The organism is Pseudomonas sp. SMN5 (assembly GCF_052041925.1).
Classification (GTDB): domain Bacteria; phylum Pseudomonadota; class Gammaproteobacteria; order Pseudomonadales; family Pseudomonadaceae; genus Aquipseudomonas.
The window spans coordinates 186,426-203,693 of sequence record NZ_JBKGGX010000011.1 but is presented as its reverse complement, the minus strand read 5'-3'; the positions used below and the strand labels follow the sequence as shown (position 1 = coordinate 203,693).

Sequence of the window (17,268 nt, the reverse complement as noted above, 5' to 3'; positions counted from 1 at the left end):
TCCGTTTTCTTGTTCAGCTTCTCGGGCTCAGCGCGCCTTGAGCTCAATGCGATACAGGCGCCCCAGCAGCAATGAGTAAGACAAGGTGCCGATCAGCGCCACGCCACCGATGAACCAGAAGGCCAAGGCGAACGAGCCAGTCTTGTGAACGATCGCGCCGATCACGATGGGCGTGACAATGCCGCCGATGTTTGCCGCCAGGCTGGTGATGCCGCCGGTCAAGCCGATCAGTTCCTTGGGCGCCACTTCCGACACCGCCGCCCAGGAGGACGAAGCGATGCCTTGGGCGAAAAAGGCAATGGTGAGCACAGCGATGCAGATCGCGTTCGAATCGGTGAAATTCACCAGGACGATGGACATGCCCAGCATCGACCCGACCACCAGCGGCAACTTGCGGGCGAAGGACAGCGAGTAGCCACGGCGGATCAGCAAGTCGGAAACGATCCCCGCCAGCAGGATGCCCACCGTCGCGCCCACGAACGGCATGACAGCGAAGATCCCGGCCTTGATCGTTGTCAGCTGGCGCTCTTCGATCAGGTAGGTGGGGAACCAGGTGAGGAAGAAATACAGGGCCGAGGTGCTGGCGAACTTACCGATGCAAATCGCCCAGACCTGCCGATAGCTGAACAGCTCGGCGATCTGCCGCCAGTTGAACCGAGTGCGCTCCTGGCTGCTCTTGACCAGTCCGCCCCCGGCCTCGATGTATTTCAACTCTTCCTTGCTGACTTTTTTGCAGCTCATCGGGTCGCGGTACAGGTACAGCCAGGCCACCCCGAAAACGATGCCGAGCGCACCGGTGCTGTAGAACACATGGCGCCAGTCGAAGGTGGTCGCCAGCCAGAGCAGCGCACCGGTAAACAGCGCCGTGCCCAGGTACTGGCCGCAGACATAAATACTGCTGGCCATGCCACGCTCTCGTGCCGGGAACCACACCGTGACCGCACGGCTGTTGGCCGGGAACGCCGGTGCTTCCATCGCACCCACCGCCAGCCGCAGCCCGAACAGCGACGCGAAGCCGGTGGCGAAGCCCTGGCACACAGTGACCGTCGACCAGCTGATCAGCGACACCCCGTAGGTGAACCGGGAACCGAACCGGTCGGCGATGAAGCCGGCGGGCACCAATGCGATGGCGTAGGTCCAGGCAAATGCGGAAAAGATCAGGCCCATTTCAATTTTGTCCAGGCCCAGGTCCTTGGACAGGAACGGCGCCGCAATCGAAATGTTTACCCGGTCGATGTAGTTGATGATCGTCGCGATCAACAGCAGCGACAGCATGAACCAACGCCGACGCGATGGCAGGCGTGTCGGCACGGCTGCGTCCAGGGCGCCGGCAATCGCCGGCGCAGCGGTGGTCTGGGAGGTGTGGGAATTCGACATGAAAAACCTCGTTATTGTTAGGGGCGTCGAAATGTCTACGAGCAGCCGAAACCATTGCCCCTCGATGCCGGGGCAAAACATTTGCTACTGGAATGAGCGGCGCGAACGGCGCTGTCAGGCGTTGGAAAACGCCTTGTAACAGGGCCTGCCAAGGGAGCGGTCGGGAGGGTCAGCCACGAGCGGGAACAGGATCATGATGTGCGCACCTTTGGATTGTTTTTGGACAGGGTTGGGGTTGCGTGGCTCCACAGTGGTCGTACAACTATTCAAAATCAACCAAGGCGTTAGATCATTTTTCCCAGTGAAAACAGCGGTGGAGAAACCTGTCCAAAAAAATCAAAACCGAAGGCATTCGATGGGCTTTTTGTATTTCTTCGTAACCGTTTGTTTTTGATGCGAATTTCTACATTTGGCCAGCAAGCAATTTTTGGACACCCGACTTCGGCCCGATGTAGGGATAAAATTCCACGCCAGACTTGTCATCGTACAACCACTTGATAATCGACAAGATGCGCCGTCACAATCTCGTCATCACCCTGCCCCCCCACAGAGGACTTCAGGAGATGTCATCACCGAGCCGCGTCCCCACCTACGTCATGCAGCAACGCAGCGAATTGACTGACTTCTACATCCGCGACAAAAAGGGTCGGCGCGCCGAAACCAGCCCCCATCGCCACGAGTACTTCCAGATTCAGATCAACCTTGGTGGCGATACCGTGCAACACATCGGCAACGTCGAACGTCCGTTTCCACGCAACACCCTGGCCTTCATCCTGCCCCATCGGGTGCATGTGATCCCGCACCCGGTCGACAGCAATTTCATGGTGATCAATTTTTCCCAGACCTTCCTGCTGCCGCACCTGCAATGCGACCCGATGGACCTGGAAGAAGTCTCGATTCTGTTGGCACCGGAGCTGTCGCCCTTCCGTTTCCAGGAACACCTGGACTTCATCCTGGGCGACGAGGATTTCAGCAAGGTCTGTGCGCTGATCGAACAGATGCGGGTGCTGGACGTGAACCGCCAGTTTGGCACCCGGGAAATGCTCAAAGGCTTGTTGCTGCAATTGATCGGCAGCGTCTGCGCCTTGTACGCCGAGCCACTCAAGCGGCTGGCCGAGGAAAACGCCGCCGAGGTCAGCCGGCGCGATGCGCTGAGCCGGATGTCCGAGTATCTGCGCAAGAACATCGCCGACCCCGACCTGAACCTGATCAAAGTCGCGGCCGCCACCTACCTGGCGCCAACCTACCTGACCCACTGGTTGCGCAAGGAAATCGGCAAGACCTTCACCGAACTGGTGCTCGAACGGCGGATGCACGCGGCGCGTAATTACCTGCTCAATGGGACACGGCCGGTGGGCGAAGTGGCAAGGTTGTGCGGGTTCGCCGATGAGGCTTATTTTTCTCGGCGTTTTCGCCAGATCCATGGACAGCCGCCGGGGCAGTTCAGGCGTCAGCAGCTCAATCCGGACACGCCACAGTCACCGTTGAACACCTAGCCATCCACGACGATTTATTGCAGCTGCGCAATAGTCGCGACACAGGCTGGACGCCATAATGCCCGCTCTTGGTTCAGGGTGGGAGTTGACAATGGAAGACTCGGGTTCGGGCAAGGTCCTGTTGGTGGAGGATGACGAAAAGCTCTGTGGGCTGATCGCCAATTTCCTCGGCCAACATGGCTTTGAAGTGTGTGAAGTGCATCGAGGCGATCTGGCGCTGGCTGCATTTGTCGAGTTCAAACCGACGATGGTGGTGCTCGACCTGATGCTGCCGGGCCAGAGCGGCTTGCACATCTGTCGCGAGATCCGTGCGCTGAGCGATACTCCCGTGGTGATTCTCACTGCACGGGAAGATGACCTGGACCATATCCTCGGCCTGGAGTCCGGCGCCGACGACTACGTGATCAAGCCGATCAAGCCGCCGGTCCTGCTTGCCCGCCTGCGCGCCTTGCAGCGCCGACATACACCCCAGAACCATGTCGGCAATGTCATGGAATTCGGCCGCCTGAGCATCGACCGTACCCGTCGCGAAGTGCGCCTGGCCGGCGAGCTGATAGAGCTCACCACCATGGAGTTCGAGTTGCTCTGGCTGCTGGCGGGCAACGCCGGGGCGACCCTGTCGCGCGACGACATTCTCAACCAGATGCGCGGTATTGCCTTCGACGGCATGAACCGCAGCGTCGACGTCTACATCAGCAAACTGCGCGGCAAGCTCAAGGACAACCCGCGTGAACCGGTGTGCATCAAGACTATCTGGGGCAAGGGCTACCTGTTCAATCCTTTTGCCTGGGAGCTTTGAATGCTGCGGCTTTTCCTGGGCCTGTACCTGGTGCTGGCGGTCGGCCTGATAGCGGCGATGCAAGCGGTGGAGCACACGTTCGATGCCCTGCTGGATGAGCAGATGCAAGCCTACAACCGCGAAACGTATCGCGGCCAGGCGCACGCGCTGGTCGAGCAACTGCGCGGGCTGCAAGGCGAACAACGGCAACAGCGACTGGCCGCCCTGCGCGCCGACTACGGCATCGAGCTGTCGCTGGTGCAAAGCGACCAGTTGGGCCTGAGCGAACGTGAAAAAGCCTTGCTGGCCGAGGGCAAGCTGGTGCTGCGGGACAAGTACACGCGCATTTTCAGTCCCATCGATGGCGGCGACCAATTGCTCAGCCTCAAGCTGCCGCTGGAGCCCAGTCTCGTAACGTTCTATATCGCGGCCGCCTACCTGATGCTGGCGCTGCTGGTGGGTGTGGTGCTGTTCTTCTGGGTGCGTCCTCATTGGCGAGACCTGGAGAGGCTACGCCTGGCCGCACAACGTTTTGGCAACAATGACTTGTCGGTGCGGATCGGCATGTCCCGGCGCTCAAGCATCAGCGAAGTGGCCGGGCATTTCGACCTGATGGCGGCACGCATCGAGGGCCTGATCGCCAATCAGCGGGAGCTGACCAATGCCGTGTCCCATGAATTGCGCACACCCATCGCACGACTGAACTTTGAACTCGACCAACTCAAGCAACTGCCCGATCCGGCCAGTGCCCGGGAACTGATCGAGGACATGTATGCCGACCTCGGCGAGCTGGAGGACATGGTTTCCGAGTTGCTCACCTACGCCAGCCTGGAGCACGGTGCGACAGCGATCAGCCTGCAACCCATCGAAGCCGGGAGTTGGCTGGACAGTGTGGTGGCCAGCGTGACGTTGGAAGCCGAGGCCGCCGGGGTGGAGGTCCGGCTGGTGGAGTGTCAGGTCGAGACCTTCGATATTGAGCCACGCTTCATGGCCCGGGCGGTGATCAACCTGCTGCGAAATGCCATTCGCTACGCTCAAGCAAACGTTCAGGTGTCATTGCTGTGCGACGCGGGGCAATATCAGTTGCTTGTCGACGATGATGGGCCCGGCGTACCGGTCGACGGACGAGAAAAGATCTTCGAGCCCTTTGCGCGCCTGGACACCAGTCGCGACCGGCGCACCGGAGGATTCGGCCTGGGACTGGCCCTGGTGCGCCGTGTGGCACAGTCCCACGGTGGGCAAGTGCAAGTCTCGGAGTCAGCCTGGGGCGGCGCGTCCTTGCGCATGGTCTGGCCGGTGCGGCGGTAATCAGAAGGCGTAGATCACCTGCGCGGCCAACGAGGTTTGCAAACGGCGCTCGACGATCGGACTGTCGGCCGCATCATTGGCCAGATAGTCCGCCGTCGCGACGGCCGATAGGCTCCAGCGCTCGTCAATCGGCAATGTCCAGGTCAGCTCGGCTCCGCGACTGAACATGCCGCCACTGGCGTCGTGAGCGCGGAATCGACTGCGCGACGCCTGGGCCTCGCTGACGCCGTACCAGGTGCGCAGGTAATCCGTGTCCCCGAACTGGCTATTGATGCTGCCGACCAGCTCACCGAAACGGCCCTTGTACAGTGGCAGGCTCAGGCTCAGTTTCAGCCGGTTGTAGGCTGAACCGGTGTCCGGCTCGTCTTCGTCCTCCTCCAGCGCATGTTCAAAGTTGGCCCCCAGGATCAGCGGGCCCATGTGATAGGTGCCATCGAGGCCGACCACGGGCCGGGATTTGATGGAGCCCATGCCGTTGAGCCTGTCCGAGCCTTTGAATCCGGAGCGGCGATCCTTGCGCGAGGCGCTGCCGTTGACGTAGGCGCTGAGTCCGAAATCGTCATCTTCGTAAGCCCAACCCAGTCCCTTTTCGATGTCCAGGAAGAAGCCACCGGGGCTGGTCACTCCCACGCCGAGCAACGGCACCACTGCGCGCTCACTGGCACCGCTGTAACGCGGCGCGCTGGCGGCACCGGCTTTGAGCGTGTAATGCCAGTCCTCGGCGCGTACAGCGGTCGCGGGCAGGAGCAGCCAGGTGCAAGACAGACACAACAAACGAAGCGATAGAGACATGGTGGCATCCGATGGAGTTGAGATGCGCCCATGCTAGGCGGGGGGTGGACGGTAATCTTTGGCAGCTTTGTCGGGAAATTGTCAAAGACTGTAAATAGCGGCGCCACGCACTTTTTAACAATCCTTTGCAAAGCTCATGAAGTTGCCGCGCGATCACGCTTGTTAGGGTGCGCGTCCCATTTGCAACGCTTCGAGCTTCATATGAAAACCGTATACCCGCTTCGCCTGCTGTGCCTGGTGTGTTGCCTGACCGGCGCCCAAGCTCAGGCCACCAGTTTCGTCATGACCACCGACCTCACCGTAAGCCTGAGCATGAGCGCCAGCAAAGGCACCAGCAGCTCGTTCAAGGACGACAAGATTGTATTGGCGGCCAAAGACGATGCGGCCGCCTTCGTCGCAAGCAACGGCGAGATCCGCGGCGCTCGCATGGAGGCCGCGTTTGCCCGGATTCGCGATGTACTGAAAGATCCCAACGTCACCGACCAGCAATTGGCGAATGCGATTCTGGCGCTTTGATACGCGCCTGCCGGCGAGGGGCAGAACTTGATCGAACCCCTCGCTGCGCTATCGGTCTGCTCCTTTAACACTTCTCTGGAGCTTGAAGCATGTCCCCACACCAGAGCCTCGTCCTGCTTGCACGGGGCGGTTATGCCGCCCGAGGCGTCATCTACCTGATCATCGGTCTCTTTGCCCTGCTGGCGGCCCGCGATTCCAGCAAGCCGAAAGACAGCCACAGCAGCCTGGAGCTGCTGCTCAGCCAACCATTCGGGCATGCCTTGATTGGTCTTGTGGTGGCCGGGTTACTGGCCTTTGCCGGTTGGCGGGTCTTGCAGGCCACCCGGGATGTGGACCATCACGGTAAAGAACTCAAGGGGCTGGTGATTCGCGCAGGTTTGCTGGCGGGCGGTTTGATCAACGGTGCACTGGCGTTCTTTGCGCTGAGCTTGCTTATCAGCGGGCTCAAAAGCTCCGGCGACTCGGGCGGTGGGCAGACTCAAGACCTGTTGGCGCGTCTGCTGTCCTGGGATCATTCGAACCTGCTGCTATACCTGATCGCACTGGTTCCTTTCGGCGTGGGGATCGCTCACATCATCAAAGGCTGGAAAGCCACCTTCGAGAAATACTTCGAGGCCGACGAGGACGTCATGCGCTACGTGCGTCCGGTCTCGCGGTTCGGCCTCATTGCCCGCGGCGTGGTCTTCATCGAGATCGCCGTGCTGCTGGCAGTCAGTGGCTCGGCGTATAAAGCCATGGACCCGCCCGGCCTGAAAGACGCCCTCGATGCGCTGCAGAATCTGCCGGCGGGCGGCGTGGTGTTGATGGTGATGGCGTTGGGGCTGATTGCGTTTTCCGTGTACAGCTTTGCCGAAGCCGCCTGGCGCAGAATAAACATGGATGTCCCTGGCGTGCCAGGGACATAGCCCTGTCCACGCTTACCGTGCAGGCGTGACCCGGCGCATCAGATCGTCGAGTACATAGGTATCCAGCAAGGCCGTTACGGCGCGGATCTGCCCGTCCTTGAACGTCATGTGCCACAAGTAGGTATTGTTGTAGGGCTGCTGGTCCAGCGCGGTCGCTTTCCCGCTCCACAGCACGACCACCACGTCATCCTGGGCCACGATGCTCTGGACAGTGGGGGAAATAGGCGTTGCCAGTCGCGCAGTGATAGGGCGTACGGCTTTATCGAGCAAATCCTCCTTGCTGCGGTACACGCCCGAGACCGGGCTCGATCCGGCCACCGTCCACACAGCGTCCGGCGCCAGTAGGTCGAACACCGTACCTGTGCCTTGCTGCCAGTTGCTGAACGCCTGATGGACTCGTTGCGCGTTGGTGTCCTGGGTAGCGGATTGCGAGGCTGAAACAGGGTTTATTGAAAGCGCCAGGCACAAGGCAAAAACCTGAAGACGCATCGCCGAACTCATCCAGAAGGTCATGATGTTTACTCACCGTTCAAAGGAATTTCAGTAGGGAAACCTTAACGGCCCGGGTCCGGAAATTTTTGCTCGATACTGCTGCGCGTTTGTCTGATGCTGTTTGGCGAAGACCGCTCACGTGACGTGGCGACGGGCCGTGACGAATCGTTCATAGAACGCCAGCGCCGCCAGGTTCTTGTCTTTGGCCTCTAGCATGATGTCGAAACGGTCAAGAAACAGCAGCGCGTACTCGTTGGTCCAACGGTTCCACATTTGTGCACTGTGAGCATACAGGTCGCGCTTGGAGATCACTTTAAGCAAGGCGTCCATCTCCAGGCGCTGATCGGCGTCAAAACCCAGCGCTTGCAGGCTCTCTGGCGGTTGCGAGTAGTGCATGGTGGGCCGGACACCACGCCAACTTTCCAGGATGCGTTCGACCCGTGGCGAGTCGGGCGCAATGTAGTCGTTCTCGTTGATCCAGCAGTGGTGGATATCCAACACCACAGGCGCGAGATCGGCCAGTTGAAGGCAGTCGTCCACGCCATAGGTTTTTTCCTCGTTCTCGAAGGTAATGCAGTTACGCGCCACCTCTGAAAGCCGCGGCCAAATCGAACGAATCCCCTCGCCCCCCAAGCGTCCGGCGATGTGGACGTTGCATTTGAAATCCTGAAAACGCCGGCCGAACCCCATCATCCTGATCATGTCGGCGTGGTATTCGAACTCGGCAATACTGTTTTCCACCACCGCTGGCTTGTCCGAGCCCAGCACGCAATATTGTCCCGGATGGAACGACAACCGGACGTCTGCCGAACGCGCCAGCTCGCCGATCGCGGCGAAGCGATCCTCCAGTGGTTGCCGGACCACCGGATCCTGATAGAACCCACGCACCTTGGGATGACTGTAAAACGGCAGCAAGTCGCTGCTCAATCGCAGCATGCGCAGGGTGGGCGGGAGATCGGCAACATAGGCGATCAAGCGCAACTGGGCATCGAGATTGTGATTCGTGATCTCGATGAGCTTATCGCGAGCCACGTGGGGCGCCACAGTCTCCATCCAGCGTAACGTGGTGGTACGAGGATTGAACGGCCCCTCGATGCCCTTCAACTCGCGGGTGGAAAGGTCTCGCTCGGGGTGTCGGTATTGGCAGGCGAAGCCGATTCGGGGATGCGTCATGGGAAATCCTGGCCGTCATGGGGATATGGGGTAGACCCCTGAGGCGGCCAGTCGTCCCTTTGCATCAGGGACGACTCGTGATCGATTCAGCTGTCTTTCCTGGCAGTCTGGGACTGTCTCATCAGGCTCTTTTTCCAGACGCCAAAAACCACAAACCCCCGACTTTCTCCAGGAAAATCAGGGGTTTGTGTTTGCAGAATTTGGCGGTGAAGGAGAGATTCGAACTCTCGATACAGTTTCCTGTATACACACTTTCCAGGCGTGCTCCTTAAGCCACTCGGACACTTCACCGTATCTCGACGACCTGTTCAGTCTGTCGAGGCGCGCTAATGTAGTCGAAAGCTTTTCCAATGGCAAAGGTTTTTTTCAGAATTTTCATGCGGTTAAGGTAACCGGCGTTTCAAACGAACCGGGCATGGCAAACCGGCCAATCTTCGGTGGCTCTGGCGCTGCGCTTATAGACAGACGCGTGGCGGGATGGGCCGGCCAGACCGTTTGCAGAATACCGGGCTGACCGGTGAGTCAGTCACAACGCTTTACCTGACTTGCGGCGGTGGGTAACGTCAGCGTCAATTCTCTACCAGGAAATAGCGCCATGAGCGATCTGATTGCCTACCACCTCGAAGACGGTATCGCGACCCTGACCTTGAACAACGGCAAGGTCAATGCCATCTCGCCGGATGTCATTACCGCGTTCAACGCTGCGCTGGACCAGGCGACAGCGGATCGGGCGGTGGTGATCATTACCGGACAGCCCGGGATTCTGTCGGGCGGCTACGATCTGAAGGTGATGACTGCCGGCCCCAAGGAAGCGGTGAACCTGGTCACGGCCGGCTCGACATTAGCTCGCCGCCTGTTGTCACACCCCTTCCCCGTTGTCGTCGCCTGCCCCGGGCATGCCGTGGCCAAGGGCGCGTTCCTGCTGCTGTCGGCCGACTACCGCATCGGTGTGGACGGGCCGTTCAGTATCGGCCTGAACGAGGTGCAGATCGGCATGACCATGCACCACGCCGGCATCGAGCTGGCCCGTGATCGCCTGCGCAAATCGGCGTTTCACCGCTCGGTAATCAATGGCGAGATGTTCAATCCGCAGACGGCAGTGGATGCCGGCTTCCTCGACAAGGTGGTAGCGGCCGAAGAGTTGCAAAGTGCCGCCCTGGAAGCGGCGCGGCAGTTGAAGAAAATCAACATGAGCGCTCACAAGAACACCAAGCTGAAAGTGCGCAAGGCCCTGCTGGAGACCCTGGACAGTGCGATTTTGCTGGATCAGGAACATATGGGCTGAGGTCCCAGGACCGGCATAACCCCGTGGTCAGGGAGCTTGCTCCCGCCGGGCTGCGCAGCAGCGCGATAAGGCCTTAGCAGATCCGGCCTGAAATATCGTGCTTGCTGATCTTAGGGCTACTTTGCAGCCCAGCGGGAGCAAGCTCCCTCGCCACGGGACAAGCGTTTAACCGAGTGAACCGCCCCCCGGCGTCGGCATTTCCTACAAGCAACGTATAAAAACTAGCGGCCGCTCTAGTCCGCTTCCGACACGCTATTGCGAAACATACGCTTAAACATCGTCCATCTCCTACCTCTATAGGGACAATTGCCGAAAACAGTGCACATTCGTACACTGCGCCACCTTTTGTCCCAATGGGGCCTGTAGATGCTGTTTGTACTGCGTATGTCGTTGATGGGCCTGCACTTTGTATTGGCGGGCGTGCTGGGAATCATCCTGGGTCTATGCCGACCGTTCAATCCGGACAACAGCCGTTTATGCGCAAGGCTGTACGCGCTGCCCGCCATGTGGATTTTGCGCCTGCGGGTAAAGGCCGACGTCGGCACGTTGCAAAATATGCCCGATAACTGCGTGGTCATCGCCAACCACCAGTCCAACTATGATTTGTTCGTGTTCGGCAACGTGGTGCCGCGCCGTACCGTGTGCATCGGCAAGAAAAGCCTGAAATGGGTGCCGCTGTTCGGGCAATTGTTCTGGCTGTCCGGCAACGTATTGATCGACCGTGGTAATGCGATCAAGGCACGCCGGTCGATGTTGACCACCACGCACACCCTGCAACATGAGGACACCTCTATCTGGGTGTTCCCTGAAGGGACGCGTAATCTTGGTGGAGAATTGTTGCCGTTCAAGAAAGGCGCCTTCCAGATGGCGATTGCCGCCGGCGTGCCGATTGTTCCGGTGTGTGCCAGCAATTACATCAAGCATATGCGACTCAATCGCTGGCGCAGCGGCGACATTCTCATACGCTCGTTGCCGGCTATTCCTACGGCGGGGCTGACCATGGATGACATGCCCCAGCTCATGGCCCGATGCCGCGAGCAAATGCGTGAGTGTATCGAGTCAATGGATCGGCAGTTGCAACCTGTCTGAATACCCCCCCAACACCCTCTTGTGGCGAGGGGATTTATCCCCGTTGGGCTGCGCAGCAGCCCTGAAAGCTGACGACTCGAAGTATCAGGCAGATCAAGTTGGCTGTGTTGGGCTGCTTCGCAGCCCAACGGGGGATAAATTCCCTCGCCACAAGTACTGCGCTCCAGCCTGAGATCGACGAACTCCAGAGATTCTGCTGACTCTCAAGCAGCAGGGCACGCTAAGCTGAACCGTGCCTGTCACTGCCATTTTCCAAGAAGAAGTGAATCACCACTATGGGTAGAGTCGTTGCTGCTGCGGTTTACAGCGCCGGTAAGAAAGTCACCAATATCACCCTCGAAGAAGGCAGCGCCTGGGCTGCCAAACCCGGACATTTTGTCTGGATCGGCCTCGAAGAACCCAGCGCCCACGAGCTGACCACCCTGCAGCGCCAGTTCAACCTGCATGAACTGGCGATCGAAGACGCGATGGAGAAGCACAGCCGTCCCAAGCTGGAAACCTTTGGCGACGCGCTATTCATCGTCACGTATTCGCCGATCCGCGAGGACGGCAAACTGCAATTCATCGAAACCCATATCTTCGCTGGCAAGGGCTACATCATCACCGCCCGCAATGGCCACTCCGCGTCCTACGCCTATGTCCGACAACGCTGTGAGGCGCGTCCGCTTCTGCTTGAGCATGGGGAAGATTTCGTGCTCTATGCCATTCTCGATTTCGTCATTGAAAACTACCAGCCAGTGGGCGAAGCCATTCATGCCGAGATCGATGAGCTGGAGCGCCACGTGCTGTGCAGCGCCTTGAACGAACGGGACATCCAGAACCTGCACAGTTTGCGCCGGGATGTGCTGCGCCTGCGCCGCTATGCGGCGCCGATGGTGGAGATCAGCGAAGAATTGCAGAAGCTGAGCTTCCCCTTTATCGACAAGAACATGCGTCCGTATTTTCGCGACGTGCAAATTCATGTCACGCGGCAGATGGAAGACCTGGCGACCCTGGCGGACATCGCCAGCCAGACCATTGAAGTCGGTGTGCTGCTCGAAGCGTCACGCCAGAGCGTGGTGCAGCGTAAATTTGCGGCGTGGGCGGCGATCCTGGCATTTCCGACAGCGGTTGCCGGGATCTATGGGATGAATTTCCAGAATATGCCGGAGTTGAGCTGGCACTATGGCTATTTCATGGTGCTGGGGGTGATCACTGTGGGATGCACCGCGCTGTGGGCCAGTTTCAAGCGGTCGGGGTGGTTGTAGGGTGGATGGCTATCCTGTGGGAGATTCGTCAGCCGCTATCGCGAGCAGGCTCGCTCCCACAGGGGAGTCCGGTTTGTTCAGGCCTGTGGTTGGTGGGCGACAAAGCGCATCATCCACTCCGCTACGGTCGCGCCGTGATGCTCCTGATCGAGACTGGCCATGCCTTGGCTGTAGATCTGTTCGCCGAGGTGCTGCTGGCGGATCTCCAGCAAGGCCCGGGAATAATCGTGGATGAATTCCGGATGCCCCTGGAAGCACAACACCTGGTCGTTGATATGGTAGGCGGCGAACGGGCAGAAATCGCTGGAGGCGATGACCGTGGCATTTTCGGGTAACTCGGTGACCTGGTCCTGATGGCTGATCAGCAGTGTCAGTTCTTCCATCACCGGGCTCATCCATGGCGCCTTGGCGGCCATTTTATAGCGATGGGTGCCCACGCCCCAGCCTTGACTCGCGCGCTCGGTCTTGCCGCCCAGCAGCAGCGCCAGTAATTGATGGCCGAAGCACACACCCAACAGTTTGTCGCCCCGCTGGTAGCGCTCGAGCAAGTAGGTCTTGAGGGTTTGAATCCACGGGTCGCTGCCGAAGGAGTCGGCCTTGCTGCCGGTAATCAGATAGGCGTCGAACTGTTCGTCATCGCTGGGGTAGTGCCCTTGCATCACGTTGTACACGACAAATTGCGCCGCGACAGGCTGTTGGGAAAACAGCCGCTGGAACATCTGCCCGTAACCCTGATATTGATCGACCAGTTCAGGACGCAGAATATCGGTTTCCAAAATGCAGATGCGTAGCGACATAAAAAATACCTGACACGATGATGGGAATATTGCACACCCCAGAGCCTGCCCTGAAACACGGTCCCAAGGCAAGCCCCCTCCCCAGCGGTCAGAACAGTTCCTGCCTCGCAGCCTTCTCCACCAACAAGGCCGGCGGCAAGAAACGCTCGCCGTATTGCTCGGCCAGGTACTGGGCCCGGGCGATGAAGTCCCGCAGGCCGTATTGGTTGATGAATTGCAACGCGCCACCGGTCCAGGCCGCAAAGCCGATGCCGAAGATCGAGCCGACGTTGGCATCGGCTGTGGACAAGAGCACGCCCTCCTCCACGCAGCGCACGGTTTCCAGGGCCTGGATAAACAGCAGCCGATCACGGATATCCTGCGCTGCGATTTGCCCATCAGCCTTCTCGAACCGGCTCTTGAGCGCCGGCCACAGGTGTTTTTGCCCATTGGCCGGATAGTCATAGAATCCCGCGCCCGCTGCCTTGCCTGGGCGCTTGTATTCATTGAGCAGCAAGTCGATCACCGCGAACGCCGGGTGTACGACCGGCAGTTTACCTTCTGCCTGTAAGTCCTTGGCTGTTTGCGTGCGGATATGGCTCATCAGGCTGAGTGAGACTTCATCAGAGACCGCCAGAGGCCCGACCGGCATCCCGGCCTTGCGCGCCTCGGTCTCGATCATCGGTGCGCTGACCCCCTCGCCGAGCATGGCGATGCCTTCGTTGATGAAGGTGCCGAAGACCCGCGAGGTAAAGAAGCCTCGGTTGTCATTCACCACGATGGGCGTCTTGTTGATCTGCAGGACAAAATCGAACCCGCGGGCCAGCGTCTCATCGCTGGTATGGGCGCCCTTGATGATTTCCACCAGGGGCATCTTTTCCACCGGACTGAAGAAATGCAGGCCGATGAACCGGGTCGGGTCAGCCATGGCCGTGGCCAGGCCAGTGATGGGCAGGGTCGAGGTGTTGGAAGCGATCACCGCCTCAGGGCCCGCTATCGCTTCGGCGGCGGCCGATACCTTCCCTTTCAGGGCACGATCCTCAAACACCGCTTCGATGATCATGTCACAGCCGACCAGGTCCGCGTTGCTGTCGGTGGGGTGAATGCGCGACAGGATGGCTTCGCGTTGTTCGGTGCTGAACCGGCCGCGGGCGACCTGTTTATCCAATAGCGCTGCCGAACGCGCCTTGCCTTTCTCGGCGACGGCCAGATCGACGTCCTTGAGCACCACCTCGATACCAGCCGCCACGCAGCCATAGGCAATGCCGGCCCCCATCATGCCTGCGCCAAGGATGCCGACTTTCTTTGTCAGAAACGGCGCCGGCCCCTGTGGGCGAGAACCGCCGGCCTTGATCTCGTTGAGCTGGAACCAGAACGTGCCGATCAGGTTCTTCGCCACCTGGCCTGTGGTCAATTCGGTGAAATAACGGGTCTCGATCAGGTGCGCGGTGTCGAAATCCACCTGGGCGCCTTCTACGGCTGCGCAAAGGATTTTCTCCGGAGCCGGCAGGCAACCCTGGGTCTTGTGACGCAGTATGGAAGGTGCGATGGCCAGCATCTGCGCCACCTTCGGGTCGGATGGACCGCCGCCCGGGATCCGGTAGCCTTTGGTATCCCAAGGCTGCACGACACTTGGATTAGCCAGGATCCAGGCCCGGGCCTTGGCCAGCAGCTCATCACGATCTCGCGCCAGCTCATTCACCAGCCCCGCCTGCAGCGCCTGTTGCGGGCCGACCTTCCTGCCCTCGAGCAGATAGGGCAAGGCTTTTTCCAGCCCGAGCAACCGCACCATGCGCACCACCCCGCCGCCGCCCGGAAGCAGGCCCAAGGTGACTTCCGGCAGGCCCATCTGCACCGACGGCTGGTCCAGCGCCACACGATGATGACACGCCAGGCAAATCTCCCAGCCGCCGCCCAAAGCCGCGCCGTTAATCGCCGCCACCACGGGCTTGCCCAGGGATTCCAGAGCACGCAGTTGCGCCTTCAGGCCCAGGACCATCTGATAGAACGCCTGCGCCTCGGGCTTGCCGACCTTGACCAGCTCATTGAGATCACCACCGGCAAAGAAGGTCTTCTTGGCTGAGGTGATGATCACACCGGCAATTGAGTCCTTTTCTGCCTGCAAGCGAGCGACGCAGGCCGCCATGGCCTCGCGGTAGACCGCATTCATGGTATTGGCGCTCTGCCCCGGCATGTCGAACGTCAGAACAACAATGCGGTCCTGGTCGATTTCATAACGAATGGCGTCGGTCATCAAAATTGCTTCCTTCAAGTCGGGGCTCAGAGGCGTTCGATAATGGTGGCGATGCCCATGCCGCCGCCGACACAGAGCGTCGCCAGGCCATAACGCAGGCCACGCACTTCCATTTCATCGAGTAGCGTGCCAAGAATCGCGCATCCCGTAGCGCCCAGGGGATGGCCCAGGGCGATGGAGCCGCCGTTGACATTGACCTTGCCGGGGTCGATGGCCATGTCCTTGATGAACTTGAGCACAACCGAGGCAAAGGCTTCGTTGACCTCGAACAGGTCGATGTCGTCCACCCGCAGCCCGGCCTTGGCCAATGCCTTGCGCGTGGCGGGCGCCGGGCCGGTGAGCATGATGGTCGGGTCGGTGCTCGTGACGGCCGTGGCGACGACTCGCGCCCGGGGTTGCAGGCCCAGCGCACGGCCCTTGGCTTCGGAGCCGATCAGCATCAGTGCTGCACCGTCGACGATGCCGGAGCTATTGCCAGGCGTGTGCACATGATCGATCCGTTCGACATGGCTGTAGACTCGCAACGCCGTGCCGTCGAACCCCATCTGGCCCATGGCTTCGAAACTCGGCTTGAGCTTGCCCAGGCCCTCTAGCGAAGCGTCGGCGCGTATGAACTCATCGTGGTCCAGCAGCACGATGCCATTCTGGTCCCGTACGGCGACCAGGGATTTGTCGAATGATCCATCGGCCCGGGCGCGTGCGGCTTTCTGTTGGGAGCGCAATGCATAGGTATCGACATCCTCGCGGCTGAACCCTTCCAGGGTGGCGATCAGGTCGGCACCGATGCCTTGGGGAATGAAATGACCGTGCAGGTTGGATTGCGGATCCAGTGCCCATGCGCCGCCATCGCTGCCCATGGGCACCCGGGACATGGATTCGACGCCGCCGGCAACCACCAGGTCCTCGAAGCCGGAGCGGACTTTCATCGCCGCCAGGTTCACCGCCTCCAGGCCCGAGGCGCAGAACCGGTTGAGCTGCACGCCCGCGACACACACGTCCCAGTCGGCCAGCAGCGCCGCGGTCTTGGCGATATCGGCGCCCTGCTCACCCACCGGTGTTACACAACCAAGCACAATGTCGTCGACCTGGCTGGTGTCCAGGTCCATCCGCTGCTGCAAGGCACTGAGCAGACCGCCCGCCAGGCTCACCGGCTTGACGCTATGTAGCGCGCCATCAGGCTTGCCCCGGCCACGGGGTGTGCGCAGCGCATCGAAAATCAAAGCTTGGGTCATGGCGTCCTCGAACCTGGGTAATCCAATGCGTTCACCATAAGCCCAGCGGCGCTGGATTCAATGACCACAGTGCTCAATGACGTTGACGGCCACGCTCAGACGAACGGTAGCGAGCTATCGGGTTAACCGTTTCAGGAGGGCGAGCTGTCTAGCAAACGGGCCTCCACGTAGCTGGCAATAGGCCTCATGCCGTTTTGATAGTAAATAGTCTGATGTTGATGTGAATTGGTTCTAAGTCAATGCGGCTGCGGCCCCTAATGTATTCCTAGTACAAGAACAGTCGTCGGGTTTTGCCGGGGCGCTTGTCGAACAGGAAGTGCAACGCCAGCCATCATGGATATGCAGGCTGGCCTCAGGAAATAACAATAAAGGCGGGTCAGCCATGTTCAAACATTCGAAAGTTCGTCAAGCCGGACTCATTCTCTTTGCCACGACGCTGCTGTTGATTTTGCCAAATATCCCTAAGGTGATCGGCTGAACCCTGCGCGTGGGCGCCTGCATCAATGATTTGTGTGCTTCCAGAAAATTTCGCGGGTCCGCTGTTCGAG

General features: G+C 59.8%; 15 protein-coding genes and 1 tRNA gene. 8 read left to right on the top strand and 8 right to left on the bottom strand.

Annotation, left to right across the window (positions count from 1 at the left end):
* Nucleotides 1-27: 27 nt before the first annotated feature.
* Nucleotides 28-1,377 carry an MFS transporter gene (locus tag ACLEJR_RS13695; RefSeq protein ID WP_440814565.1) on the bottom strand — a complete coding sequence of 450 codons (1,350 nt, stop codon included), beginning with the start codon at nt 1,375-1,377 and terminating at the stop codon, nt 28-30.
* Nucleotides 1,378-1,940: 563 nt separating this feature from the next.
* Here ACLEJR_RS13695 and ACLEJR_RS13690 point away from each other — a divergent pair.
* The 3 genes from ACLEJR_RS13690 to ACLEJR_RS13680 all read left to right on the top strand — a co-directional run bounded on the left by ACLEJR_RS13690 (nt 1,941) and on the right by ACLEJR_RS13680 (nt 4,959).
* Nucleotides 1,941-2,873, top strand: coding sequence for a helix-turn-helix transcriptional regulator (locus ACLEJR_RS13690; RefSeq protein WP_440794061.1), 933 nt, complete (start codon nt 1,941-1,943; stop codon nt 2,871-2,873).
* Nucleotides 2,874-2,964: 91 nt separating this feature from the next.
* Nucleotides 2,965-3,672: a response regulator gene (locus ACLEJR_RS13685; protein WP_440794063.1), complete on the top strand. Its 708-nt coding sequence runs from the start codon at nt 2,965-2,967 to the stop codon at nt 3,670-3,672.
* Nucleotides 3,673-4,959, top strand: a complete 1,287-nt coding sequence (locus ACLEJR_RS13680) for an ATP-binding protein (protein ID WP_440814562.1) — start codon at nt 3,673-3,675, stop codon at nt 4,957-4,959.
* Here ACLEJR_RS13680 and ACLEJR_RS13675 read toward each other — a convergent pair whose 3' ends face one another.
* Nucleotides 4,960-5,751 (bottom strand): MipA/OmpV family protein, encoded by a 792-nt coding sequence (locus ACLEJR_RS13675; protein WP_440814560.1) that lies wholly within the window; start codon nt 5,749-5,751, stop codon nt 4,960-4,962.
* Between the two features lie 201 nt (nt 5,752-5,952).
* Between ACLEJR_RS13675 and ACLEJR_RS13670 the strand changes: the two genes are divergently transcribed.
* Nucleotides 5,953-6,267 (top strand): DUF2388 domain-containing protein, encoded by a 315-nt coding sequence (locus ACLEJR_RS13670; protein ID WP_440814559.1) that lies wholly within the window; start codon nt 5,953-5,955, stop codon nt 6,265-6,267.
* Between the two features lie 89 nt (nt 6,268-6,356).
* A complete protein-coding gene (locus tag ACLEJR_RS13665; RefSeq protein ID WP_440814556.1) occupies nt 6,357-7,172 on the top strand; it encodes a DUF1206 domain-containing protein in 816 nt (271 codons plus the stop codon).
* Between the two features lie 12 nt (nt 7,173-7,184).
* On the opposite strand, the gene ACLEJR_RS13660 is transcribed toward ACLEJR_RS13665, so the two are convergent.
* The 3 genes from ACLEJR_RS13660 to ACLEJR_RS13650 form a co-directional block, all read right to left on the bottom strand.
* Nucleotides 7,185-7,685 (bottom strand): nuclear transport factor 2 family protein, encoded by a 501-nt coding sequence (locus ACLEJR_RS13660; RefSeq protein WP_440814554.1) that lies wholly within the window; start codon nt 7,683-7,685, stop codon nt 7,185-7,187.
* Nucleotides 7,686-7,799: 114 nt separating this feature from the next.
* A complete protein-coding gene (uvsE, locus tag ACLEJR_RS13655) occupies nt 7,800-8,837 on the bottom strand; it encodes a UV DNA damage repair endonuclease UvsE (protein ID WP_440814551.1) in 1,038 nt (345 codons plus the stop codon).
* A gap of 201 nt (nt 8,838-9,038) precedes the next feature.
* Nucleotides 9,039-9,128, bottom strand: a tRNA-Ser gene (locus ACLEJR_RS13650).
* A 304-nt stretch (nt 9,129-9,432) separates the two neighbouring features.
* Between ACLEJR_RS13650 and ACLEJR_RS13645 the strand changes: the two genes are divergently transcribed.
* The 3 genes from ACLEJR_RS13645 to ACLEJR_RS13635 all read left to right on the top strand — a co-directional run bounded on the left by ACLEJR_RS13645 (nt 9,433) and on the right by ACLEJR_RS13635 (nt 12,458).
* Nucleotides 9,433-10,122: a crotonase/enoyl-CoA hydratase family protein gene (locus tag ACLEJR_RS13645; protein WP_440814549.1), complete on the top strand. Its 690-nt coding sequence runs from the start codon at nt 9,433-9,435 to the stop codon at nt 10,120-10,122.
* A 366-nt stretch (nt 10,123-10,488) separates the two neighbouring features.
* Nucleotides 10,489-11,211 carry a lysophospholipid acyltransferase family protein gene (locus ACLEJR_RS13640; RefSeq protein ID WP_440794079.1) on the top strand — a complete coding sequence of 241 codons (723 nt, stop codon included), beginning with the start codon at nt 10,489-10,491 and terminating at the stop codon, nt 11,209-11,211.
* Nucleotides 11,212-11,486: 275 nt separating this feature from the next.
* Complete coding sequence (locus ACLEJR_RS13635; protein ID WP_440794081.1) at nt 11,487-12,458, top strand: magnesium and cobalt transport protein CorA; 972 nt, start codon at nt 11,487-11,489, stop codon at nt 12,456-12,458.
* A gap of 77 nt (nt 12,459-12,535) precedes the next feature.
* Here the strand turns inward: ACLEJR_RS13635 and ACLEJR_RS13630 are convergent, their stop codons facing one another.
* The 3 genes from ACLEJR_RS13630 to ACLEJR_RS13620 form a co-directional block, all read right to left on the bottom strand.
* Nucleotides 12,536-13,255 (bottom strand): amidotransferase, encoded by a 720-nt coding sequence (locus ACLEJR_RS13630; protein ID WP_440794083.1) that lies wholly within the window; start codon nt 13,253-13,255, stop codon nt 12,536-12,538.
* A gap of 88 nt (nt 13,256-13,343) precedes the next feature.
* Complete coding sequence (locus ACLEJR_RS13625; protein ID WP_440814546.1) at nt 13,344-15,488, bottom strand: 3-hydroxyacyl-CoA dehydrogenase NAD-binding domain-containing protein; 2,145 nt, start codon at nt 15,486-15,488, stop codon at nt 13,344-13,346.
* Nucleotides 15,489-15,514: 26 nt separating this feature from the next.
* Entirely contained in the window at nt 15,515-16,720 is a 1,206-nt protein-coding gene (locus tag ACLEJR_RS13620) for an acetyl-CoA C-acetyltransferase (protein ID WP_440814543.1), read from the bottom strand.
* Between the last annotated feature and the right edge of the window lie 548 nt (nt 16,721-17,268).

Coding starts and splice junctions, on each gene's coding strand:
- ACLEJR_RS13695 (WP_440814565.1), bottom strand. CDS start 1,377: ATGTCGAATTCCCACACCTCCCAGACCACCGCTGCGCCGGCGATTGCC.
- ACLEJR_RS13690 (WP_440794061.1), top strand. CDS start 1,941: ATGTCATCACCGAGCCGCGTCCCCACCTACGTCATGCAGCAACGCAGC.
- ACLEJR_RS13685 (WP_440794063.1), top strand. CDS start 2,965: ATGGAAGACTCGGGTTCGGGCAAGGTCCTGTTGGTGGAGGATGACGAA.
- ACLEJR_RS13680 (WP_440814562.1), top strand. CDS start 3,673: ATGCTGCGGCTTTTCCTGGGCCTGTACCTGGTGCTGGCGGTCGGCCTG.
- ACLEJR_RS13675 (WP_440814560.1), bottom strand. CDS start 5,751: ATGTCTCTATCGCTTCGTTTGTTGTGTCTGTCTTGCACCTGGCTGCTC.
- ACLEJR_RS13670 (WP_440814559.1), top strand. CDS start 5,953: ATGAAAACCGTATACCCGCTTCGCCTGCTGTGCCTGGTGTGTTGCCTG.
- ACLEJR_RS13665 (WP_440814556.1), top strand. CDS start 6,357: ATGTCCCCACACCAGAGCCTCGTCCTGCTTGCACGGGGCGGTTATGCC.
- ACLEJR_RS13660 (WP_440814554.1), bottom strand. CDS start 7,685: ATGACCTTCTGGATGAGTTCGGCGATGCGTCTTCAGGTTTTTGCCTTG.
- uvsE (WP_440814551.1), bottom strand. CDS start 8,837: ATGACGCATCCCCGAATCGGCTTCGCCTGCCAATACCGACACCCCGAG.
- ACLEJR_RS13645 (WP_440814549.1), top strand. CDS start 9,433: ATGAGCGATCTGATTGCCTACCACCTCGAAGACGGTATCGCGACCCTG.
- ACLEJR_RS13640 (WP_440794079.1), top strand. CDS start 10,489: ATGCTGTTTGTACTGCGTATGTCGTTGATGGGCCTGCACTTTGTATTG.
- ACLEJR_RS13635 (WP_440794081.1), top strand. CDS start 11,487: ATGGGTAGAGTCGTTGCTGCTGCGGTTTACAGCGCCGGTAAGAAAGTC.
- ACLEJR_RS13630 (WP_440794083.1), bottom strand. CDS start 13,255: ATGTCGCTACGCATCTGCATTTTGGAAACCGATATTCTGCGTCCTGAA.
- ACLEJR_RS13625 (WP_440814546.1), bottom strand. CDS start 15,488: ATGACCGACGCCATTCGTTATGAAATCGACCAGGACCGCATTGTTGTT.
- ACLEJR_RS13620 (WP_440814543.1), bottom strand. CDS start 16,720: ATGACCCAAGCTTTGATTTTCGATGCGCTGCGCACACCCCGTGGCCGG.